The organism is Streptomyces sp. NBC_00820, from assembly GCF_036347055.1.
In the GTDB taxonomy this organism is placed as follows: domain Bacteria; phylum Actinomycetota; class Actinomycetes; order Streptomycetales; family Streptomycetaceae; genus Streptomyces.
Genome location: NZ_CP108882.1, coordinates 4,459,102 through 4,481,246, shown reverse-complemented (window position 1 = coordinate 4,481,246; position 22,145 = coordinate 4,459,102). Strand labels below are relative to the sequence as shown.

Annotated in this window: 20 protein-coding genes; 5 read left to right on the top strand and 15 right to left on the bottom strand. The window is 73.1% G+C overall.

Annotated features, from left to right (window positions below):
* Positions 1–62: 62 nt before the first annotated feature.
* The 5 genes from OIB37_RS20255 to OIB37_RS20235 form a co-directional block, all read right to left on the bottom strand.
* A complete protein-coding gene (locus OIB37_RS20255) occupies positions 63–422 on the bottom strand; it encodes a winged helix-turn-helix domain-containing protein (protein ID WP_330459018.1) in 360 nt (119 codons plus the stop codon).
* Positions 422–1,258 carry a hypothetical protein gene (locus OIB37_RS20250; protein ID WP_330459017.1) on the bottom strand — a complete coding sequence of 279 codons (837 nt, stop codon included), beginning with the start codon at positions 1,256–1,258 and terminating at the stop codon, positions 422–424. The genes OIB37_RS20255 and OIB37_RS20250 overlap by 1 nt, the downstream gene beginning before the upstream one ends.
* Before the next feature lie 203 nt (positions 1,259–1,461).
* Positions 1,462–1,908: a cupin domain-containing protein gene (locus tag OIB37_RS20245; protein WP_330459016.1), complete on the bottom strand. Its 447-nt coding sequence runs from the start codon at positions 1,906–1,908 to the stop codon at positions 1,462–1,464.
* A 41-nt stretch (positions 1,909–1,949) separates the two neighbouring features.
* Entirely contained in the window at positions 1,950–2,681 is a 732-nt protein-coding gene (locus OIB37_RS20240; protein WP_330459015.1) for an SDR family oxidoreductase, read from the bottom strand.
* A gap of 238 nt (positions 2,682–2,919) precedes the next feature.
* A complete protein-coding gene (locus OIB37_RS20235) occupies positions 2,920–3,447 on the bottom strand; it encodes an SMI1/KNR4 family protein (protein WP_330459014.1) in 528 nt (175 codons plus the stop codon).
* 327 nt (positions 3,448–3,774) lie between these two features.
* Here OIB37_RS20235 and OIB37_RS20230 point away from each other — a divergent pair, with 327 nt between their 5' ends.
* Entirely contained in the window at positions 3,775–4,857 is a 1,083-nt protein-coding gene (locus OIB37_RS20230) for an LAETG motif-containing sortase-dependent surface protein (protein ID WP_330459013.1), read from the top strand.
* A gap of 164 nt (positions 4,858–5,021) precedes the next feature.
* Here the strand turns inward: OIB37_RS20230 and OIB37_RS20225 are convergent, their stop codons facing one another.
* Positions 5,022–6,674, bottom strand: coding sequence for a penicillin-binding transpeptidase domain-containing protein (locus tag OIB37_RS20225; protein ID WP_330459012.1), 1,653 nt, complete (start codon positions 6,672–6,674; stop codon positions 5,022–5,024).
* 163 nt (positions 6,675–6,837) lie between these two features.
* Positions 6,838–7,398 (bottom strand): DoxX family protein, encoded by a 561-nt coding sequence (locus tag OIB37_RS20220; protein WP_330459011.1) that lies wholly within the window; start codon positions 7,396–7,398, stop codon positions 6,838–6,840.
* A gap of 541 nt (positions 7,399–7,939) precedes the next feature.
* Here OIB37_RS20220 and OIB37_RS20215 point away from each other — a divergent pair.
* A complete protein-coding gene (locus tag OIB37_RS20215) occupies positions 7,940–9,292 on the top strand; it encodes a serine/threonine-protein kinase (protein ID WP_330459010.1) in 1,353 nt (450 codons plus the stop codon).
* Positions 9,293–9,391: 99 nt separating this feature from the next.
* On the opposite strand, the gene OIB37_RS20210 is transcribed toward OIB37_RS20215, so the two are convergent.
* From OIB37_RS20210 to OIB37_RS20200, 3 genes are all read right to left on the bottom strand, one after another.
* On the bottom strand, positions 9,392–10,228 hold the full coding sequence (locus OIB37_RS20210; RefSeq protein ID WP_330459009.1) for a TIGR03943 family putative permease subunit: 837 nt from the start codon (positions 10,226–10,228) through the stop codon (positions 9,392–9,394).
* The gene (locus OIB37_RS20205; protein WP_330459008.1) at positions 10,225–11,256 is read right to left on the bottom strand and encodes a permease; all 1,032 of its coding nucleotides are present in this window, start codon (positions 11,254–11,256) and stop codon (positions 10,225–10,227) included. Before OIB37_RS20205 ends, OIB37_RS20210 begins: the two co-directional genes overlap by 4 nt.
* A 132-nt stretch (positions 11,257–11,388) precedes the next feature.
* Positions 11,389–11,862: a carboxymuconolactone decarboxylase family protein gene (locus OIB37_RS20200; RefSeq protein ID WP_330459007.1), complete on the bottom strand. Its 474-nt coding sequence runs from the start codon at positions 11,860–11,862 to the stop codon at positions 11,389–11,391.
* A 272-nt stretch (positions 11,863–12,134) separates the two neighbouring features.
* Between OIB37_RS20200 and OIB37_RS20195 the strand changes: the two genes are divergently transcribed.
* Positions 12,135–13,112 (top strand): SCO2400 family protein, encoded by a 978-nt coding sequence (locus tag OIB37_RS20195; RefSeq protein WP_443058178.1) that lies wholly within the window; start codon positions 12,135–12,137, stop codon positions 13,110–13,112.
* A gap of 68 nt (positions 13,113–13,180) precedes the next feature.
* Here the strand turns inward: OIB37_RS20195 and OIB37_RS20190 are convergent, their stop codons facing one another.
* Positions 13,181–13,924 (bottom strand): TIGR03943 family putative permease subunit, encoded by a 744-nt coding sequence (locus tag OIB37_RS20190; RefSeq protein WP_330459005.1) that lies wholly within the window; start codon positions 13,922–13,924, stop codon positions 13,181–13,183.
* Positions 13,921–14,964: a permease gene (locus OIB37_RS20185; protein WP_330459004.1), complete on the bottom strand. Its 1,044-nt coding sequence runs from the start codon at positions 14,962–14,964 to the stop codon at positions 13,921–13,923. Before OIB37_RS20185 ends, OIB37_RS20190 begins: the two co-directional genes overlap by 4 nt.
* A 157-nt stretch (positions 14,965–15,121) precedes the next feature.
* Between OIB37_RS20185 and OIB37_RS20180 the strand changes: the two genes are divergently transcribed.
* Complete coding sequence (locus tag OIB37_RS20180) at positions 15,122–16,972, top strand: NAD-binding protein (RefSeq protein ID WP_330461906.1); 1,851 nt, start codon at positions 15,122–15,124, stop codon at positions 16,970–16,972.
* A 196-nt stretch (positions 16,973–17,168) separates the two neighbouring features.
* On the opposite strand, the gene OIB37_RS20175 is transcribed toward OIB37_RS20180, so the two are convergent.
* Positions 17,169–19,028 (bottom strand): S9 family peptidase, encoded by a 1,860-nt coding sequence (locus tag OIB37_RS20175; RefSeq protein ID WP_330459003.1) that lies wholly within the window; start codon positions 19,026–19,028, stop codon positions 17,169–17,171.
* A gap of 226 nt (positions 19,029–19,254) precedes the next feature.
* Between OIB37_RS20175 and OIB37_RS20170 the strand changes: the two genes are divergently transcribed.
* Positions 19,255–20,058 carry an SURF1 family protein gene (locus OIB37_RS20170; protein WP_330459002.1) on the top strand — a complete coding sequence of 268 codons (804 nt, stop codon included), beginning with the start codon at positions 19,255–19,257 and terminating at the stop codon, positions 20,056–20,058.
* A gap of 56 nt (positions 20,059–20,114) precedes the next feature.
* Here the strand turns inward: OIB37_RS20170 and OIB37_RS20165 are convergent, their stop codons facing one another.
* Positions 20,115–21,332, bottom strand: a complete 1,218-nt coding sequence (locus OIB37_RS20165) for a hypothetical protein (protein ID WP_330459001.1) — start codon at positions 21,330–21,332, stop codon at positions 20,115–20,117.
* A gap of 128 nt (positions 21,333–21,460) precedes the next feature.
* Positions 21,461–22,066, bottom strand: coding sequence for a SigE family RNA polymerase sigma factor (locus OIB37_RS20160; RefSeq protein WP_330461905.1), 606 nt, complete (start codon positions 22,064–22,066; stop codon positions 21,461–21,463).
* Between the last annotated feature and the right edge of the window lie 79 nt (positions 22,067–22,145).

The window sequence follows — 22,145 nt, the reverse complement described above, 5'->3', positions numbered from 1 at the left end:
TATGCCTTGGACGGGGCCGGAAACCGGGGGCCGGGGGGCCGGTCGGCTCGGCGGTCCGCCCGTCAGAGGGTGGGGCGGGGTGTTTCGAGGCGGAGGACGAGAGCGCGCAGAGCGCGCAGTTCGGCGTCCAGGGCCTGCGCGCCTTCGCGGGTGAGGGAGATCCAGGTGCGGGGGCGCCGGCCGGCGTAGCCCTTCTCCAGGGCGATCAGGCCCGAGTCCTCCAGCACCTTCAGGTGCCGGGAGAGGTTTCCGTCGGTGACGGCCAACTGCTTCTTCAGGAAGCCGAACTCGACCCGGTCGGCCTCCCGGGCGATGGTGAGGATGCCGAGCCGTACGCGCTGGTGGACGGTGTCGTCCAGCGACTGGGTCGGATGGGGCCCTTCCTGTTCGTCCCCGGCAGCGGGCGGATCCTCGGCGCTCATCACGCAACCGTACTGGCGGCGGCACCGGGGGCCGCCCGGTGCCGGGCCACCGCCCACTCGGCCAGGCCGGCGAGGAGCAGGACCGCGGCGAGCAGCAGCGCCTTGGTCTGCGGCCCGTCGGTCCAGCCGGGGTGGGCGGGGTGCTGCCACGGGAGCCATCCGGTGCCCCAGGAGGCGCCGAGGTAGCCGGTGAGCAGCAGGGCATGAGCGGTGCCGGCGGCCGCGGCGGTCCAGCGGCGTTCGGTCACCCCGAGGACGACGAGCCCGATGCCGACCGCGTACCACGGGGAGGCGTAGCTGTTCTCCAGCAGCATGGCCTCCCACGACTGGTTCCTGCCGAACAGCAGGACCATCAGCGCTGCCGTGATCGCCGCGGCGGCCAGGGCGGTCGCGGTGACCCACATGACGCGGCGCGGGACGATGCCCCGGGCCTCGCCGCGCAGGCGGTACCAGCGGGCGAGGGCGAACCAGGCCAGGGGGATGAGCGCGAACCACACGCCCCAGGCCGCGAAGCGCAGTACGGCCCCGTCGAACTCACCCTTCAGGCAAGGGGTTCCCGGTTCGTGGACGACACACAGCCCGGTCAACTCGGCGTAGGCGAAGGCCGGATAGGACCCGATGGAGCGGCCGTGGGCACCGAAATTGAAGGCGTACCTGGCGATCGGGGCGGCCAGCAGCGCGAGCAGGCCGAAAACGAGGAGGGGGATCCAGGAGCCGTTCATCTGCGCGCGGGTCCTGGCCCGCAGACTGTCCGTCGCCGACAGCAGGCCGGCCGCCCGCGCCTCCGGTCCGGAGCCCGCGCCGCTCGCCGACGGTGCCCCCATGACGCCCCCCATGATGCCTCCCCTGCGATCGCGCTTCGGCAGCGCTGTCAGCGGGCCGTCGGTCGACCGCACGCCACGCGATCTACTTTGTAATGCAAAGTGCACTGCGGTCAAGAGTGAATGGCCCGGGAGAGCGAGGGGACGGGTGAGGGGCGAAGGGTGAGGCGCCGGTGGGCGAGGGGCGCCCACCGGCACGAGCGCGCCTGGGTGCGGGGTCAGGCGCCCGGGCGAGGAGCTCGCAGGTGTGCGCGCCGGGCCAGTTCCTCGTCGTCGACCAGGGTCAGCATGGGCCGGCCCGGCGCGCACAGCATGGTGACGAGGAAGCGGCTCCGGGAGTCCGTCCGGTTGTTTCCGTCCTGGTAGTGGATGACGTCGCCGCCCGGCTCCCAGAACGTCTCACCGGCCTTGATCACCCGTTCGGGCTCGCCTTCCAGCTCGAAGAGCATCTCCCCCTCCAGCACGTAGCCGAACGCGGGTCCCGAGTGCCGGTGCGGAGGGGTGCCGGGGTCGCCGGGCGGGAACTCGACGACGACGGTCATCGCCTCCGCCCCCTCGGGGACGGAGGGCGGTGTCACCGACTGCAGCACGGTGAGCGCCGTCTTCCACGCGTCCGACCGCGGTGCGCTTCCGGTACCGCCTGCTGCCGGGTCGTCGTTCGACATGGTGAGGCCTCCGGTGTGGTGGGCTGGGTGGCGGGAGGAGCTCAGGAGAGCCAGTCGCTGTAGTGGGTGGGAGCGATGCGGGCCTCTCCCTTGGGGACGAGGACGTCACCGGGGACGGCGGCGAACATGCCGGCGGTGTCGTCGGTGACGACCGTGCGGCCGTCGGACCGGGCTCTCAGGGTGATCCGGCCGATCTCGTCGAGGGGGATGACGTCGGGCCCCGCGATCTCGAGGACGCCGTCCAGCGGGGGGCCGGTGGCGACGTCGACGACGGCGTCGGAGACGTCCTGCGCGGCGATCGGCCGGAGCGGCGTCGCGGGCAGGCGGACGGTGTCGCCCTCGGCGGTCCAGGACATCACCGCGTCCATGAACTCCATGAACTGGGTGGCGCGGACGATCGAGTAGGGGATCGGGCCGGCCTTGAGGATGTCCTCCTGCAGGGTCTTCGCCCGGTAGTAGACCAGGTCGGGCACCTCGTCCACACCGACGATCGACAGGATGACGACGTGCCCGACCCCGCCCTTGCGGCCGGCGGCCAGGATGTTGTCCATCGAGGTCCGGAAGAACTCCGGGGAGGCGTCGTCGAAAGTCGGGGAGTTCGTCAGGTTGACGACGACGTCGGCTCCGGCCAGCGCCTCCTCCAGGCCCTCGCCGGTGATCACGTCCACACCTGTGGACAGCGAGTACGACTGGACCTCGTGCCCCGCCGCCTTGAGCTTCTCCACGACCTGGGACCCGATCAGGCCGGTACCGCCGATGACTGCGAACTTCATGGGTCACCCCTCGTCGCGTGCCGCTGGACAGATCATGCGTCCAGACTGCGACGGTGCGGTCCGCGGCGCATGTGGGCCCACGCCCCCGCCCGCCCCGGTCACCCCGGCGGCGGAACCCGGCCGCCTCCCGCCGCCGCCGGGGTGACGGCGTGCGCGGGGGACGCGGGCGCGGGCGCTCGGGTGCGGGTGCTCGTGCGCGTGCGCGATGAGTCGTGCGCGTCGCCGTGCGCCGCGAAGGTCAGGCGCAGAGCTCCATGATGATGTCGTCGAAGTCGGGGAACTCGCGGGTGGCCTGTCCGATGATGTCGGCCGCCGGCTGCCGGTGGTCGGCCGCGAAGCGTTCCGCGACGGCCGTCAGGCCGTGGTCGGGGCGCGGGGTCCAGCCGGGCGCGTCCGGGGTGGCCGCTTCCCGGGGGCCGAAGCCGGCGGCCAGCAGCCACAGGAAGGCGCCGAGGTCACGGGCTATGACGCCCGTCTCCCCCTCCGAACCGAGGAAGACCACGGGCTGTTCGGTGAGCGGGCGGTCCGGGCGGGTCGTCCAGAACGCCGCGTAGCCACCGGCGCCGTCCTGTCCGAACACCCGGAAGTCGTCGCCGCTCAGCTCCGCGTTGCCGGTCCAGGCCTGGAACCAGTCCGTGGTGTCCTCGGCGGAGAGAAAGGCGGAAAAGGGCTCGAAGTCGACCCCGTCGCCGTCGCGGTAGTCGAGCGGAACCGCCAGCGCGGCGGCCAGGGCGGGCGGGAACTGCTGTTCATCGGTAGCGGTCACTCGGCCAGGATAATGATCGCCAGTCTCACCGGGTGTCGCTGGATGCCGCCGGTCTCACCGGCCGACGGCTGCCCACAGGAACCTCCGGCGCTCGTGAACGGGTGCTCCGCCGCCCTCACCGACAGGTCTTCCGCCGCCCCTCACCGACAGGACCTCCGCCGCTCGCGAGCGGACCTCCGAGCCGGCAGCCGGGCGTCTCGCTCCCGGGTCGCACCAAACGCCACGGGCATGTGACTCAAGTCACACAGAGCGATATCGGACAACCCTTTCCGGCCCTCGTGGGTCATCTTCGCGTACGTCATCGGCCACTCCTGTCTTGAGGTTCGCATGAAGCTTCGCCGCTCTCTGGCTCTCGCCGCCGCGACGGCCGCCATAGCTCCGGCCGTCCTGCTGACGGCGCCGGCCGCCTCCGCGTCGGACGACACCACCGCCACCGCCACGGCGACCGCCGGTGAGGCGGCTCCCAACGGCGAGCAGTCCACGTCCGCGGCCGAGGACACCACCCCGGCGGCCGACGAGACGACTCCGGGTGCCGACGCGACGACCCCCGCGGCCGACGACACCACGGCGGCGGCCGAGGCGGGCAGCACCGCCACCAGCCAGTCCTCCGCCTCCGCTTCCACCTCCGCCTCCACCGACGCGTCCGCGTCGGCCTCGGTGTCCGCCACTCCCTCGCCGTCCTCGTCCGACCCGGCCGGCCCCTTCGAGTGCGACAGCGACGACCCCTCGATCGACAAGGACCTGCACACCGGCCTCTCCGGTCTGCCCTCGAAGATCGTGGCGGGCAGCGGCTTCCACAGCTTCAAGCTGAACGTGAACAACTCCGGCGACCACGCCTACAAGCGGGTCGACCTCGGCGTGTTCGCGGCCCAGACGGACGAGGACGACTACTTCGTCGACACCAGCCACCTCAGCCTGCAGTACCAGGACCCGTCCTCCGGCCAGTGGGTCGACATCTCCCTGGACGAGGACGACGAGGGCGCCGGCTACCTGGGGTACACCGACGTCAAGGCGCACGAGTCCTTCTCCATCGACATGCGCGTGGCCGTGGACAAGTCCGCCCCGGCCGGCCTCGGTTACGCCATCAGCATCGGCATGTACGCCGACGACAAGGGCAACTGCGTCTTCTCCGGCGACGACAGCTACTACCAGTTCGACATCCTGAAGGACGGCTCCACCCCCGGCACCCCGGGTGACGCCAAGCCGCAGGGTGGCAAGAAGCCGATGCCGATGCCGAAGCAGCCGTCCGGCAACACGCAGATCGAGCCCCAGGGCCACCTCGCCCAGACCGGTTCCAGCTCCGCGCTGCCCACGATCGCCCTCACCGGCGGTGCCGCCGTGGCCGTGGGCGCCGGCGCCGTGTTCGTGGTGCGCCGCCGCAAGACCGCCGGCCCGGGTGCCACCGTCTGACGGCCCCTGCCCGCCCGCCCTCGACCGCGAGAGGGCACGCACGGACGCAAGGCACCCGCGCGAACGCAAGGTACGCCCTTGAGCGCGAGGTCCTCCTTCGACGCGAGGTCCGCGCCACCGCCGGCGAGCGGTCGCGCGGACCTCGCGTGCATGTGGCGCCGGGGTCAGTCGCCCGTCAGCAGCCCTCGTACGACGTGACCTGCGGAGTCCACTCCTGAGCTGCCACCCTCGACGAGGGCCGCGACGGCGATGCGGGAGTCGTAGGCGGTGAGCCAGCCGTTGGTGTGGTCCCCCTCCTCCGCGGTGCCCGTCTTGGCGCCGACGCCGGCCAGGCCGCCCAGCCGCGGAGCCGCCGTACCGCTGGTGGCCACGTTGCGCATCATCGACTGGAGATAGCCGGCCGTGCGGGCGGAGATGGCCCGGGGGGCGGCGTCCTGGTGCTGTCCGGGGAGGATGACCGGCTGCCTGAAGCCGGCGTTGCGGACGGTCGCCGCGACGGACGCCATGAACAGCGGGGTGGCCGTGACCTTGCCCTGGCCGATGAACTGCGCGGCCTGGTCGCCGCCTTGGACGTCCGGCGGGATGCTCGGGTCGCTGGTGGCGACCCCGCCGCCGATGGACCAGCTGCCCATGCCGAAGACGTTGACCGCCTCGTCGTGCAGGGCGGAGGCGTTTCCGCCGTGCACCAGGGAGTTGAACCCGTCCTTGATGAAGGAGGTGTTGCACGAGACGGTGAACGCCTGGGCGAGGGTGGAGCCGTGGTCGGCCCGCACTCCCGGGTCGTTGTGGAACGACTGGGTGTTGGCCATCACCGAGTCGTCGCACGGCGCCGGGCTGTTCGGGGTCAGGCCCGCCCGGTCGAACAGGGCCGCAGAGGTGATGATCTTCATCGTCGAGCCCGGCGACTTGATGCCGTTGATGGCGATGTCCCCGTCCTCACCCGTGTGCGCGATCGCCAGGATGTGACCGCTGCGCCAGTCGAGCGCCACGGTCCCGGCGGGCTTCTCCTGGAGACGGGGGTCCTTCACCGCGCTCTCGGCGACCTTCTGGAGGTGCGCGTCGATGGTCGTCCTGACGACCGGCGGGCGCCCCTTGGAGAAGACCTGCAGCGTCTTGGCGGCCGTGCCGTCGAAGTCGAGTACGGCGACACCCGTGCCGGTGCTGCCTCCCGTGGGCTCCCCGTGCTCGCCGATCGTCGTCGCGATCTCCCGCAGGGAGGGGAAGGTGGAGAGGTCCGTCTTCCCGTCGCTCGCGACCACCTTGGCCGGGGTCGAGCCGGCCGGCATACTCCCCGCCTTCAGCGACTGGTCGTCGCCCAGGCCGGGGTAGAGCACGGAGTTGTTCCAGTGGACCGCGAGCGTGCCGTTCGCGCTCTTCAGCACGGCGACCGCGCTCGAGTACGTCCACGTGCCCCCCGCGACCTCGGCGGTGACATCGAAGGTGACCTTCGTGGCGCCCTGCGTCACGGTCGAGTGCCCTGCGGGAAGGACGTTCGAGAAGGACACCTTCTTCAGCTTCAGGCCACCCGCGTAGGCCCGCAGCGCCGGCCCGGCGGTGTCGGGCACGTCGGTGTCGCTCGCCGCGCCGTCGAGGTGCCGCCGGGACCAGCTGCCCAGGAAGGCGCGGGTCATCCTGAGCGCTTCGGCGTCCGAGGGCGGCGTACTCGACACACCCGCGGCACCGAACGTCCGGGCTGCGTCCGAAGAGCCGTCACCGGTGGATGTCAGACCGTGCACGATGTTGTAGGTACCGATCCCCCCGAGGACGAGCAGCGCGGTGCACGTACCGGCGAGGCCGATCTTCACAGCTCTGTTCATGCGCCGGATCGTATGTACGTCCCATGGACACACGTGCCGACAATCTGTGGATCGTTACCGGACCGTCAAAGATGCGGTGAAGGGCCGCCCGCCGGTGCCTCGGGGGCGCGGCGGATCAGCCGCTCGGAGCCCCGGGAAGTCGGGTACCGAGAGGCGCAGAGACTCAAAGACTCAGCGTGATCGCGGCGCCGATGCCTCCCAGCCCGAGAGCGAAGACGGCCTCGGGCCAGCCGCCCCGGCCCCAGGGGAAGAACCGGTCCAGGGCGAGCCGGCCCGGCCCGATGGCGGCGATGGCCAGGGCGACCACGGTGATGCAGACGCTGTACTCCACACCGCCGTCCTGGTCCCACAGACCGTGGGCACCGGTGACCGTGGCCATGGCGTTGATCATCACGCCGATCAGGGCGGCGGCGGCCAGCGGCGTGAGCAGGCCCAGGGCCAGGCCGAGGCCGCCCAGGAACTCGGAGCCTCCACCGATCACCGCGAAGACCTTCCCGGGCCGGAAACCGAGGGCCTCGAAGCCTTTGCCGGTCGCGGTCAGGCCGGGGCCCCCGAAGAGCCCGAACAGTTTCTGAGCCCCGTGCGCCGCCATCAGCAGCCCGATCGTCAGTCTGATCAGCAGAAGGCCGCAGTCGGCGGCGGATGCCCGGGACACTCCGGTGCCGTGCGCCACTGGTTCCCTCGGACTCGCGGTACGACGGTACGAGATGCGCTTGTCACCCATGTGAAGCTCCGGAAGAACGCCGAAATACGCGTCACCCCCAGCTCGGCCGGACGCCGAGGCACGGTCGGCGGCAAGCCCCGCGCAGCCTCGCGGAGCGCAGGCCACCCACGCCCATCCTTTCGCGGCGGTCGTGATCGCGCATCCGGGCACCGGCGGACGCCACCGGAAGGGCCTCCGGTACGTGCGGGCCACCTGCGGGGAGGGGGAGGAAGCGGGAGCGGAGGCGAGTCCGAGGGGCTCCGGTGGAGTGGGGGACGTAGACGCGGACCGGACGTGGACGTACCCCTGCCCCCTGCCCGGACGTACCGGCGCGGGAGACCGCCTCGGCGGTCCACTCGCGGGTCTGCGGGCCGCGGACGCGCACCCGTGCCGGACCGCGCGGCCGCTCGGTGGCGACGGAGGTGTCACCGTGCCCCGGGCCAGTCCACGGACCGTCGCTCCCCCTTCGGTAAGCTGCGATTTCCTCTTCATAATTGCGTGCGAATCATGGGGACTTGAGGACGAGCGGCGAAAGGCTGTCGTCGAGAGCGAAGGAACACTGGTGGGCTTGCTTCTAGCGGATCGCTACCACTTGGACGAGCCGCTGGGGCGGGGCGCCATGGGCGAGGTGTGGCGGGCCACGGACCAGATCCTCGACCGGCCGGTGGCGGTGAAGCTCCTGCACACCGAGGAGGCGACGGACACCGAGCGCTTCCGGCTGGAGGCCCAGACCGCGGGGCGCCTCAACCACCCCCACGTGGTCGGCGTGTACGACTTCGGTTCCCACCATGGCCAGTTCTATCTGGTGATGGAGCTGATCGACGGCTGGACCCTGGCCCAGGAGCGCTCCCTGCGCGGCACGCTGTCCCCGGCCGAGGCGGCGACCGTCGGGGCGCAGATGGCTCTTGGGCTGTCCGCCGCACACGCCCAGGGCGTGGTCCACCGGGACATCAAGCCGGCCAACGTGATGCTGGCGACGGACCGCACCGTGAAGATCACGGACTTCGGTATCGCGCGCTTCGCCGACGACTCCGCGGCCACGCTCACCGCCACCGGGAAGGTCCTCGGCACCGCCGACTACCTGGCCCCCGAGCGGGCCCTCGGGCGCTCCGCGCAGCCGTCCTCCGACATCTACTCCCTCGGCTGCGTGCTCTACGAACTGCTCACCGGGCAGCCGCCGTTCCGCGGCTCGAACAGCCTGGCAGTGGTGCAGCAGCACGTGGACGCCCCGCCGGTCGCGCTCACCCACGTGCGCCCCGGGATACCGGGCCCGCTGGCCGACTACGTCCTCGGCATGCTGGCCAAGGACCCCGCCCAGCGCCCCACCGCGGAACAGGCGGCCGCGTGGCTGGCGACGCCCCGGTACGAGCAGCAGCCCCCGGCCACTGCGCAGGCACAGCCCGCCCAGCCCGCCCCGGCGACTCCGTCCCGCACCGGCAGCCGCGCCGGCAGCCGTAGCGGCACCCGCGCCGGCACTCGCGCCGGCGCCGGGACCCGCACGGGCACCCGTGCCGTCAGCACCACCCGCTCCGGCGGCACTGGCAGCACCGGCAGCACCACCCGCACCGGTGGGGACACCGGTAGCGGCAGGCGGGCCGCGCCCCGTGTCCGCAAGCGCACCGGCAACGCCACGAAGGCCGTCCTCGGCGGTGCGGGCCTGCTGCTGTTCGCGGCGGCCGCCGCCTTCGGCGCCTCACTGAACTCCTCGGACGAAACCCCCGCTTCCCCCTCCCCCGCCGGGTCCGCGTCCGTGAGCGGAACCCCCGCGAACGGCATGCCCGTGAACAGCACGCAGCCGCCGACCACGCCGCCCGCCCCGCCGGCGGCGCAGGAGCACGCCCCCGAGCGGCACGAGGACGGCGTGGAGAAGTCCAGGAGCAAGCACGGGGGCCACGAGAAGGCCGGACGGCACTGAGGAGCCGGCGCGCGCCGGGCTCGGTGAATACAAGGACTACGAGAACTACGAGAACTACGAGAACTACGAGAACTACGAGGGCTACCAGGGCTACCAGGGCTACGAGGACGGGGTCAACGGCAGGTCGTCCGTGAAGGCGTTGACCGGCTGGGGGATGCCGTGGGTCTCGCGGACGTCGAGAGCCGCTTCCGCCGTTCTGCTCCCCAGGGCGCCCTTGGGGTGCCAGGTGCCGGAGACCGCGAGCCAGGTGTCGGCGGGCGGGGCGGGGGTGCCGTACACGCGGACCTTGACGGACTGCGAGTCGGCCGCGCAGCAGGTGAAGATGATCCGGGTCAGGTACCAGCCGCCGTCGTGGGCGATCGGGGTGACGAAGCCGGTCAGCTGAACCGTGCGGCCCCTGATCGCGCGGGTGGGGTCCTGCTGCACGCGCGTGGTGAAGGCCGTGAGGGTCATGGGCAGCGTGGAGGTCGCGGGCAGCGGGTCGAACCTGCTCTGCTTCACGACCGCCTTGTCGTTCGAGTGCGCCGCCGTGTAGGCGCCCAGGGCCGGCGGGGCGTAGAGGAGGAGACTGAGCGCGGGCAGGACCAGCAGCCAGGCGACGCGGGGGGCGGCGGAGTGGTCGTGCCCGTGGCCGTGAGCGTGAGCGTCGTCATGGCCGTGGTCATGAGCGTGGTCGTGGCCGTGGTCGTGCCCGCCCTGGTAGCCGAGGTGTCCGAGGTGGTCGGGCCGGTCGGGGGCGGGGGTTCCGTCCGGTGTTCGGCGTCTGTCCAGGAGGATGTTCGCCACGCCCAGCAGCACCATGACGGCCCCCGACGCGATCAGCAGGGGCCGCAGCCCCTCCTTGACGTAGCGCAGATAGAGGTCGGTGAAGAGGGCCGTGTGCAGGAGGCCGAAGCCGGTGAGGGTCAGCAGGGTCGTCTGCGCGAGGCGTCTCACAGCAGTGCCCCTCCGATCAGGACGCTCGCGATGACCGCCACGACCGTGGTCGCGGTGGAGAAGCGGACGGCGAACGCGCGGCCGAAGGTACCCGCCTGAAGGGCGATCAGCTTCAGGTCGACCATGGGGCCGACCACCATGAACGCGAGCCGCGCGGTCGGGGAGAAACCGGTGAGGGAGGCCGCGACGAACGCGTCGGCCTCCGAGCACACCGCCAGGAGAACGGCGAGACCGGCCAGGAAGAGCACCGACAGCCAGGGCGATCCGGAGAAGGTGTCGAGGACGGAACGCGGCACGGCCACGTTGAAGGTGGCGGCGGCCATGGCGCCGAGCACCAGGAAGCCGCCGGCGTGCAGGAAGTCGTGCTGGAAGCCGTGGCGGAACTCCGTCCAACGGTTGTGTCCGGAGTGGTGGCCGGTGTGCCGGACCGCCGGCCGCAGCCACTCCTCCTTCCCGAGCCAGAGCCACAGCCAGCCCATCAGCGCGGCGGTGGCGAGGGAGGCGAGCAGTCGGGCGGCGACCATGGCCGGGTTGCCGGGGAAGGCGACCGCCGTGGCGGTGAGCACGATCGGGTTGATCGCGGGGGCGGAGAGGAGGAAGGCGAAGGCGGCGGCCGGTGTCACACCCCGGCGGATGAGGCTGTTCGCGACGGGCACGGAGGCGCACTCGCAGCCGGGCAGCACCGCGCCCGCCACCCCCGCCACCGGTACGGCGAGGGCGGCGCGCTTCGGCAGCACCCGGGTGAACAGATCGGCCGGGACGAAGGCGTTGATGGCGCCGGACAGGACGGTGCCCAGCAGGAGGAAGGGCAGCGCCTGGACGGTGATGGCCAGGCAGACGGTGCGCCAGGCCTGGACGGCGGGGTGGTCGAGCCACCGGGTACCGGCGAGGAGCAGCACCGCCACCCCGACGACCGCCGCCGCGGACACGGCGACCAGCGGCCGTACGGGGGTGCGGCGTACCGGCAGGCCGGTGGACACGACCGCGACCCTCTCGACCACTCCCACCATTTCATCCGTTTTTCCCATTTTCACTCCGGATGTTGGCGTTTGGGCGACGATACGCGAGGGAGGCAGTCGCGGCCGTGCGCACACGCCGTCGCGAATGGATGACGCGGCCGTGCGCGGTCCCGTACTGGCCCGCGATCCGGAAGGCAGGCCCTAGCCGAACATGCCGGGCTCGTAGTCGCCGGCCGGCTGCCGCACGATGACGTTCAGCCGGTTGTAGGCGTTGATGAGGGCGATGAGGGAGACCAGCGCGGTGAGCTGCTCCTCGTCGTAGTGCTTGGCGGCGGCGGCCCAGGCCTCGTCGGTGACGCCGCCGGACGCGTCGGCGATCCGGGTGCCCTGCTCGGCCAGCTCCAGGGCGGCGCGCTCGGCGTCGGTGAAGACCTTGGCCTCGCGCCAGGCCGCGACCAGGTGGAGGCGGACCGCGCTCTCCCCCGCGGCGGTGGCCTCCTTGGTGTGCATGTCGGTGCAGAAACCGCAGCCGTTGATCTGGCTGGCGCGGATCTTCACGAGTTCCTGCGTCGCGGCGGGCAGTGTCGACTCCGAGATCACCCTGCCCGACGCGTTGAAGTGCCGCATGAGCTTGGCCGCGGACTCGCTGCCGAAAAGGTTCAGACGGGCTTCCATGATGTGCTCCTTCACCGTTGCTGTCGGCCTGCACGGTTACGACGGAGCCGCGCGCCGGAATGTGACAGCGCCGGATGTGACCCGCGCCGCAGCCGCGCACGCCGACACCCACTGCGCCCGTGAATCCGCTGAGAATGTGCGCAGGAGTGCCACAGGGGGCGCACATGGTCTTCCTAAACGATCGTTAGCGTTGGCGGCCGTTCGATCCCGCGTGCGAACGCGGCCAGGCCGCGGCCGAGGCCGCAGGCGCAGTCGACTCAGGAAGACCGCAAATGGACTACTGCTCCTCGTGCCGTCGCCATCTGAACGGCGCTCTCGTGTGTCCCGGGTGCGGCGCCTACGCTCCGGACATCGCTCCCGTCGTGACCACGAGCCGCGGCTACACGGCGGCCACGCCCGAGTCGGCGATGCGCGACTTCGACCTCTTCGGCACGCCGGCTTCCTCCGACGGCACTCCCGTCGACGGCGCTCCCCGCGGCAGCGCCCCTCTCGACGGCGATCCCGTCGGCGGCCCGGTCGCGGGCGGCGCGCTGGACGGCGCCCCGCGGTTCCACCCGTCCGGTGACGTGAAGGACGCGCCCGCCGCGGCACAGGGCCGGGCCGCCCGGCGCCGGCAGCTGGTCCGCTGGAAGAAGAACAAGCGCCGGGCCGCCGTGGCGACCGCCGTGGCGCTGGTCGGCGGCGGACTCACCCTGGCCTCGATGGAGCGCCAGTCCACCGACCGCACCCAGGCGGCCGCGGCCCCGGACAACCGCGGCATGGGCGGCGTGGGCGCGGAGACCACCGCCGACGACCTTCCGGTGACGACCCCGCCCGGCACGCAGGGAGCCCCGCACACCTCGAACCCGGCTCACGCCCCGTCGCGGGGAGCCGGTCCCTCGCACGGGCAGTCCGCGCGGGCCACGCACACCGCGCAGGCTCCGCAGGCCGCGACCACGGCGGCAGGCACCGACCCGTCGAACGCGCACACGGACTCCGCGGCCCCCACTCTGCCCGTACGGACTCCGGCCACTGTGCCGCACACGTCCGCCCCCGCCGCGGCCGCCACCTCCGGCGGCACGGCCACCAGTGGCACCGGTTCCGCCTCCGCTTCCGCCTCCTCCTCCGGTACGGCGTCCCAGCAGCCGGCGTCCACCCCGGCCGCGTCGAGCCCCGGTGCCACGGACTCGGCGACCCCGCAGGTGCCCTCCACCCCGGCGGCGACCTCACCGGCCCACCTCTGCCTGCTCGGCCTGGTCTGCCTCAGCTGACCGGGGAGGGCTGCGGCCGCCCTCCGTCCGCTGCCAGTTGTCAGTTGCCAACTGGCAGCGGCTGGCTGTCAGTTGTTCCAGGTCTCGTCGTAGGGGTCGCGGGGGGTCGGTACCGGCCTCACCGAGGTGACCTTCAGGTACGGGATCGGGCCGTTGTTGACCGGGTCGTGGGTCAGTCGCGGGGTGTAGCTGCCCGTGACCTCCAGCCAGGCGTCCGGCCGCAGGACCGGGGGCAGCGTGCCGGTCAGGGCGATCTTGACCGGCTGGGCGTCCGCCGCACAGCAGTTGAGGGCCATGCGGACCAGGTAGGGCGCACCGCCGTGGTCCAGGGCGAGGAAGCCGGTGACACGGACGGGGCGGCCGTGCAGGGAGCGGCCGTGGCCGTACGCCGCGCGCGAGGCGTAGTCGACCACGCTGAGCGGGACCGGGTCACCCGCGGGCAAGGTGCCGTAGCCGTAGGGCTGTTGCAGCGCCGTGCCCGTGCGCAGGGCGCTGTAGGAGCCGAGGGCCGGCGGGGCGATGAGGATGAGGGCGAGCAGCGGGAGCAGCAGAAGCCACGCGATGCGGGGCTCGCGGTGGGCGTGAGCGTGGGCGTCGGTGTCGGCGCCGGTGCTGGTGCCGGCGGAGGATTTGGCTCGCCTGCGCTCATACCAGGCCGTCGCCAGGGACGCCGCGATCAGGACGGCACCCGAGGCCAGCAGCAGGGGACGTAGGCCCGCTTTGACGTAGCGCAGGTAGAGGTCGGTGACGCCCGCGTGCAGCAGGGCCGCGCCGAGCAGGAACATGACCGCCGCCTGGGCCTGCCGGTTCACAGCAGCACCGTCCCGGTCAGGACCGCGCCCGCGACGGCCAGGGCGAAGGTGGCGGGGGCGAACCGGAGCGCGAAGGTACGGCCGAAGGTACCCGCCTGCATCGCGAAGAGCTTGAGGTCGATCATCGGGCCCACCACCAGGAACACCAGCTTGGCCGTCAGGGAGAACTGCGTCAGGGACGCGGCGACGAACGCGTCCGCCTCCGAGCAGATGGACAGCAGGACGGCCAGCACGGCGAGGGCGAGGACGGAGAGCAGGGGGTTGTCGGCCGCCGTGCGCAGCCAGGTCGCCGGGGCCACCGCCTTCAGCGTGGCCGCCGCCATCGCGCCCAGCACCAGGAAGCCGCCCGCGTGCATGGTGTCGTGCCGGACCGAGTTCCAGAACGACTCGCCCTTGGTGGTGCCCTCGTGCGCGCCGTGCGCCGGCGGGCGCAGCCAGTCGGTGCGGCCCAGGCGCTGCCAGAGCCAGCCCATCGCGCAGGCCACGAGGAGGCTCGCGAGGAACCGGGCCAGGACCATCTCCGGGTTCCGCGGGAAGGCGACAGCGGTCGCGGTCAGGACGACCGGGTTGATCGCGGGCGCGGACAGCAGGAACGCCAGGGCGGCGGCCGGGGTCACCCCCCTGCGCACCAGCGCGCCCGCCACCGGGACCGACGCGCACTCGCAGCCCGGCAGCACCGCGCCCGCCAGCCCGGCCACCGGTACGGCGAGGGCGGGGCGGCGCGGGAGGGCGCGGGCGAAGAAGGACGGGGGCACGAACACCGCGATCGCCGCCGAGAGCAGGACGCCCAGGACGAGGAAGGGCAGCGCCTGGACCGTCACGGCCACGAACACCGTCATCCAGCTCTGCATCACGGGCGTCCCGAGCGCCCCGCGGATCGGCGACTGGGCGAGGACCGCGAGCACCAGAGTCGACGTCAGCACGAGCGGGGAGCTGAGCCGCCGGCCCGTACGGCCTCCCCGCGCGCCGGACGGCGGTGCCGGTTCCCGGGGTGTGCCGCCGGGCGGGGCGCCCGGCGGGGCGTCTTCGGTGATGGCCACGGGTGGGTACCTCCGGCTGTGTGCTCCTCCCCTCCCGTACGCGGCGCCGGGCCCGGTCGTTCAACCAACCGCTGGAACCGGCCGTCTCTTTGGGGCAGTCTTTCCCCTCGTGGTGAGCGTTCCGTATCAAGGCGGCCCCGGTGACACGTCGGCGCACATGGTGGTGTGCGGGGACGACGGTCTCGCGCACCGGCTCGCGGCCGAGTTGCGCAGTGTCTACCGCGAGCGGGTCGTCCTCGTGGTGCCGCCGGAGGCGGGCACGGTCCGGCCTCCGGTGGTCGGGCGGTCCCGGTCCGCCTCGGCGACGCTGTTCGACCGGGTGGTCAGCGCCGCCGTCGGGCGGGGCGCGGGCAGCGGGAACGCGCACGCCGGCCCGGCCGGGAGCGGCGGTAACGGGCCCGGCGGCACTGCCGCGAGCGCCGTCGGCGGCGGGCAACGCGGCGAGGTGGAAGTGGTGTTGGAGGCCGCTTCCGCCACCGAGGCCGTGCTCGCCGAGGCCGGGGTGGAGCGGGCCGCCGCGCTGGCGCTCGTGTACGACGACGACGAGACCAACATCCGGGCCGCGCTGACCGCCCGCCGCCTCAACCCCCGCCTCCGGCTCGTTCTGCGGCTCTACAACCGGAGGTTGGGGCAGCACATCGAGGAACTCCTCGATCAGGCAGCGGCGTTGGCGGCCGGGGACGGCGAGGGCGGCGGCTCGGACGCGTCCACGACCGTGCTGTCCGACGCCGACACCGCCGCGCCCGCGCTGGCCGCCACGGCCGTAACCGGCACCAGCAAGGTCGTACAGACCGACGGACTGCTGCTGCGGGCCGTGGAGCGGATTCCGCCTCCGGACGGCTCGCCCGTCGATCCCGGACTGTGCACGCTGGCCCTGCTCTCCCCGGCCGAGGGCAACGGGGAGCAGGGGCCGCGGCTGCTGCCGGACGACGAGGAGGTACGGCGGGCCGGCGGGCGGGCCAGCGTGGTCCTGGAGCAGGTGTCCGCCGTCGAGGGGACGTCGGCGGCCGCGGCCGGACGCGGGGTGGGCAGCGTGCCGCCGCTCGCCTCGCTGTTCTCGCGCCGGCTGCGGTGGTCGCTGGCCGGGCTCGTGGGGTGCGTGTGCGCGCTCGCCGTCGCCCTGTACCTGGTGACCGGCATCCATCCGCTGGGGGCCTTCTATCTGACGCTGCTGGACATGTTCGCGATCGACGACCCCGCGCTCGGCAAGCCCCTCGGGCGGCAGATCCTGCAACTGCTCTCCGGGCTCGTCGGGTTGCTGCTGCTGCCCGTGCTGCTGGCCGCGGTGCTCGAAGCGCTGGGCACGTTCCGGACCACCTCCGCGCTGCGCAAGCCGCCGCGCGGGCTGGGCGGGCACGTGGTGCTGCTGGGGCTGGGGAAGATCGGCACGCGGGTGCTGACCCGGCTGCGGGAGCTGCACATCCCGGTGGTGTGCGTGGAGTCCGACCCGGAGGCGCGCGGGCTGGCGACCGCCCGGCGGCTGCGGGTTCCGGTGGTGCTCGGGGACGTCACGCAGGAGGGGGTGCTGGAGGCCGCGAAGATCCACCGGGCGCACGCGCTGCTGGCCGTGACCAGCTCGGACACGACGAACCTCGAGACCGTGCTGTACGCCCGTTCCGTGCGGCCGGATCTGCGGGTGGTACTGCGGCTGTACGACGACGACTTCGCCACCGCGGTGTACCGGACCCTGCGGGCCGCTCATCCGCGGGCCGTCACCCGCAGCCGGAGCGTGTCGTACCTGTCCGCGCCCGCGTTCGCCGGGGCGATGCTGGGGCGGCGGATCCTGGGGGCTTTCCCCGTGGAGCGGCGGGTGCTGCTGTTCGCCTCGGTCGAGGTGGCCGGGCACCCGGAGCTGGAGGGGCGGACCGTGGCCGAGGCGTTCCGCGCGGGGGCGTTCCGGGTGCTGGCGCTGGAAGGGCGCGCCGACGTGTCCGGCGACCACGTGCTGCGCGGCGGGGACCGGGTCGTCCTCGCCGCGACCCGCCGAGGACTGGCCGAGCTGGGCTGACCCGCCCGGCCGAGGGCTCGCCGAGCCGGGCCGACCCGCCGGCCGAAGGCGGGCCGAGCCGGACCGTCCCGCCGCCCGGGGGCGGGAAGACGGGCCGAGCGGTACGGACGGTACGAGCAATGCGGGCGACGCGGGCGACGCGAGCCGGGCCGGCCCTGGACCAGCCGTCACCCGGGCCCGCACCGCCGTGAGTGCGCTACTCCCCGCCCCCCAGGTGCCGCTGCGCGAAGTCGATCTCCAGACCCACCTGCTTGATCCGCTCGTCCACCACCAGTGAGCCGTGCCCCGCGTCATAGCGGTACACCTCGTGGGTCGCGCCGCGCGACTCCAGGCGCTTGATGTAGTTGTCGATCTGGCGGATGGGGCAGCGGGGGTCGTTGACGCCCGCCGAGATGTAGACGGGGGCCTTGACCTGGTCGACGTAGGTCAGCGGGGAGGACGCCTCGAAGCGCTCGGGGACCTCCTCGGGGGTACCGCCGAGGAGGGTGCGGTCCATGGCCTTCAGGGCCTCCATCTCGTCGTGGTACGCCGTGACGTAGTCCGCGACGGGGACGACCGCGATGCCGACGGCCCACGCGTCGGGCTGGGTGCCGACGCCGAGGAGGGTGAGGTAGCCGCCCCAGGAGCCGCCGGTGAGGACCAGCCGGTCGGGGTCGGCGAGACCGGAGGAGACCGCCCACTCGCGCACCGCGGCGACGTCCTCCAGCTCGATCAGGCCCACCCGGTGCTTCAGGGCGTCGGTCCAGGCGCGGCCGTACCCCGTGGAGCCGCGGTAGTTGACGCGCACGACCGCGTAGCCGTGGTCCACCCAGGCGGCCGGGCCCGCGGCGAAGGAGTCACTGTCGTGCCAGGTCGGGCCGCCGTGCAGGTCGAAGACGGTGGGGAGGGGGCCGGTGGCGCCGGCCGGCTTCTGGACGAGGGCGTGGATGCGGCCGCCGGGACCCTCGACCCACACGTCCTCCACGACCACCGACGGCGGGCACTTCATACCGGGCGGGTCCAGCACGACCGCGCCGGAGGTCGAGCGGACCACCGGCGGCTCGGCGGCCGACGACCACAGGTACTCGACGCTGCCGTCGGGGCGGGCGGTCGCCCCGGAGACCGTGCCGGGCGGCGTGGGGATACGGGTCAGCGCGGCGGCGGCGAGGTCGTAGCGGAACAGCTCGCTGCGGGCCTCGTGGCTGTGGGCGATGAGCAGGGCGCCGGCGTCCGGGAACCACTCGGCGCTGATGTCGCCGGGCAGGTCGAGGGCCAGGTCGGTCTCCTCGCCCGTCGCCACGTCCCACACCAGCGGCTCCCAGCGGCCCCGGCGCTGGTGGCCGATGAGCAGGCGGGTGTCGCCGTCGACGGGGGCGAAGCCCAGGACCTCCAGGCCCAGCTCCTCGGTGCCGCCCTTGGTGTCGTCCAGCTCGACGACCGTCGTGCCGTCCGGGCGCAGTACGCGCAGGGCCGCGTGCATGGCGTCGCCGTGCTCGGTGTGCTCGATCGCGATCAGCGAACCGTCGTGGGAGAGGTCGCCGACGCCCGCCGACTCGCGGTGCCGGTAGATCTCCGCAGGGTCCTCGCCGGCGCGCGCCAGGTGGATCGTCGTACCGTCCTCGTCCGTGGAGCGGCCGACCACCGCCGTGCGGCCGTCCCGCCCGAGGGCCACGCCGGCCGGGTAGGACGGCTCCAGGCCGGGCACGGCCGTCTCGTCCGCCCCGCCGCCGAAGGGCTGGCGGCGCCAGACGCCGAACTCGTCGCCGTCCTTGTCGTCGAACCACCAGATCCACGCCCCGTCCGGGGCGAGCATGCCGTCGGTCGTGCCGTTGGCCCGGTCCGTCGCCTGCCGCTGCTCGCCGCTCGCGCGGTCCCAGGCGTACAGCTCGTACGTGCCCGTCGCGTTCGACACGAACAGGGAACGGTCCGGCGCGTCCTCCGCCCAGTCGGGCAGGGAGACCCGCGGCGCCCGGAAGCGCTTCTCCCAGTCCGGCGTATCCGGCGTGTCCGACTTACCCTCCGTACCCGGCGTACCCGGCGTACCCGGCGTCCTGCTCTCACTCTTGGCCCCAGTCATGAGCCCATAGTGCCTGGCCCCGCCCACAATCCGCCGACCGGTATACCCAGCCTGTGGATAACTTCCCGGCTCCGGACACCTTCTCCGCACACACGTCCACCCCGCCTCCCGCGTCCGCCGCGAGCGGCCGGATCACCGGCGGCCGCGGCGGACGCGGTCCGGTCCGCCGCCGGCCGACCTCACCCCCGGGCCCGGCCGGTGGCGCGGGCGCCGTACCGTTGAGGGCGTGTACCGGTTTCTGCTGACACCCCGCTGGTGGGGCATCAACGTCTTCGTGCTGCTGGCCATCCCGTTCTGCGTGTTCATGGGGTCGTGGCAGCTGAGCCGGTTCGAGGGGCGGGTGCACGACCAGCACGCCGCGACCGAGCAGGCCGCCTCCGGCAGGCACGAGACCGCCCGGCCCCTGGCGCGGATGCTGCCCGTCGACAAACTCACCTCGGGACGGCGGGTCACCGCCACCGGCCGGTACGACAAGCAGCTCCTGGTGCCCGACCGGCAGCTGGACGACAAGCGCGGCTTCTACGTGCTGACGCTGCTGCGCACCTCGTCCGGCAGTTCCCTGCCCGTGGTCCGCGGCTGGCTGCCGGGCACCGCGGACCCGGCGAAGGCGCCCGCCGCGCCGCGCGGCGAGGTCACCGTCACCGGCGCGCTCCAGGCGCCCGAGACCCCGGGCGACAACGGGGTCAGCGCCCAGGGCGGTCTGCCCGCCGGGCAGACGGCGGCGATCAGCACGGCCTCGCTGGTCAACCTGGTGCCCGACAAGCTGTACGCCGCCTGGGTCACCCTCGACCACGCCGACGCGGGCATGAAGGCGGTGCCCGCGGCCGCGCCGGACGGCACCGGTCTGGACCTGAAGGCGTTCCAGAACCTCGGCTACACCGGTGAGTGGTTCGTCTTCGCGGGCTTCACGGTGTTCATGTGGTTCCGGCTGCTGCGCCGCGAGGTGGAGTTCGCCCGGGACGCGGAGCTCGGCCTGCTGCCGGAGGAGGAGCGGGAGCAGGAGGACGCCTCCGCCCCGACCGCCGTCTGAGGTCCGAGCGCCATGCGCTGCCCGGGGTCCACGCCCCGGACAGCGCCGCCGGGGCTCTACGCCCCGGCCCCCGAAGCCGCGATCCCCGTGTAGTACACGGTCCCCGCGCACGCGTTCGGCACCGTCAGCGACGCCGTCGGTGAGCCCGTCTCGCCGGTGAAGGTGAGCAGGACGCTGCCGTCGGCCACCCCGTCGGCCTCGACGAGCTGGGTGGTCGTGCCCGCCGCTCCGCTGGTGTCCGTGGTGCCGGTCGCGCTCGCGTCCTGGCTGGTGGACGGGTCGGGCGAGGGGACGCCGGTGTCCGAACCGCCGGTGCTGCCGCCACTGGTGGTGGGGCAGGTCTCGGAGGGCACGAAGGCGACCTGCTCCTGGTAGGCGCCGCCGGGCTGCAGGACCAGCGTGGCGGCATCCAGCGACGGGTCGGGCAGGGCTGTCGCCGCGTCACCGGCCACATGCCGGACCGCGACGAGTTTGCCCGGGTCGGCCGCGCCCTGGGCGGTGGGGGTCACCGTGACGGTGCCGCCGACCGTGCAGGCGGTGCCGGAGATGTTGGAGACGCGGAAGCTGCCGTAGAACTGGTTCCCCGCGCTCGGGCCGGTGCCGCCGGTGACGGACAGCTGGGCCGACGTGCACAGCGGGGCGTTCACCGACGCGGTGGCGGACGGGTCGGCGGTACTGGCCGAGCCGGTACCGCCGCCGCCGGTCCTGCCCGGCTCGTCACCCTTGTGGCCGCCCTTGCCGTGCGACGGGGTCCTGCCGTGGGAGCCGGTGACGGTGTCGGAGTCGCCGCCATGGCTCTTGCCCTTGCCGGTGCCGTTGTGGGCCTCGGAGGACTGGCCGGCCATGGCGGTGTTGGGGTCCAGGGCGCCGGAGTTCGAGACGTGGATGAGCGCGGGGATCGCGGTGCCGATGAACAGGGCCGCCGCCGCCATGCCGACCAGGGCCTGGCGCTTGCGCGCCCGTCGTGCGGGCACCGCCCGGCGCAGATGGTCCAGCGTGCCGTTGCGCGGTTCGATGTCGCCGACCGCCGAGTGCAGCAGCCGGCGCAGGTCCGGCTCGTCCGAGCCGAGCCCGCCGAGATCCGAGCCGAACGCGCCGAGATCGAAGGAGAGTCCGCCCGGATCCGAGGGAAGCCCGTCGCGGTCCGACCCGGGTTCGCCGCGGTCGGAGCGGGGCACGTCACGATCGGAGTCGGACATCTCGCGGTCGGAGTCGAGCCCGTCGCGGTCCGGGCCGAGCCCCTCGGGGCCCTTCTCGTCGGGGCCGTGGTTCACAGTTCCGTTCCCAGCGTGCGGTGGCTTGTGCTCTTGCTCGTGCGACTTCGTCGGCTCGTGCCAGGCATAGGGCTCGTGGCGTTCGTGGGACAGGCGTTCATGCGAATCGCCCCCTTCCGAGTGGTCGCTCATGTGCGCGCCCCCATGGCCACGCGCAGGGCGGCGACGCCTCGCGAGCCGTACGCCTTCACCGAGCCCAGCGAGATGCCGAGCGTCTCGGCGACCTGCGCCTCCGTCATGTCCGCGAAGTAGCGCAGCACGAGGACCTCGCGCTGGCGGCGCTGCAGTCCCTTCATCGCCTTGATGAGGGCGTCGCGCTCCAGCTGGTCGTACGCGCCCTCCTCCGCGCTCGCCATGTCGGGCATCGGCTTGGAGAGCAGCTTCAGGCCGATGATGCGCCGACGCAGGGCGGAGCGGGAGAGGTTGACCACCGTCTGCCGGAGGTAGGCGAGGGTCTTCTCCGGGTCACGGACCCGTTTGCGCGCCGAGTGGACGCGGATGAAGGCCTCCTGGACGACGTCCTCGCAGGAGGCGGTGTCGTCAAGGAGCAGGGCGGCGAGACCGAGCAGCGAACGGTAGTGCGCACGGTAGGTCTCGGTGAGATGGTCGACGGTGGTGCCGGCGACCGCGGCGGTCGCCGTGTCCTCGGCTCCGTCGCGCTGACTGGGTATGCGGGCGGGCCGCGCTGCGGGCACGGGCGCGATCACCGGCATGCCGCCGGGCGTCCCGGACATGCGCGACCGGCGCGTGCCACGGGGCGGCCGCAGGCCCACCATGCCGTGGTGCGCTGGGGATATCCCCTGCTCGAAGAGC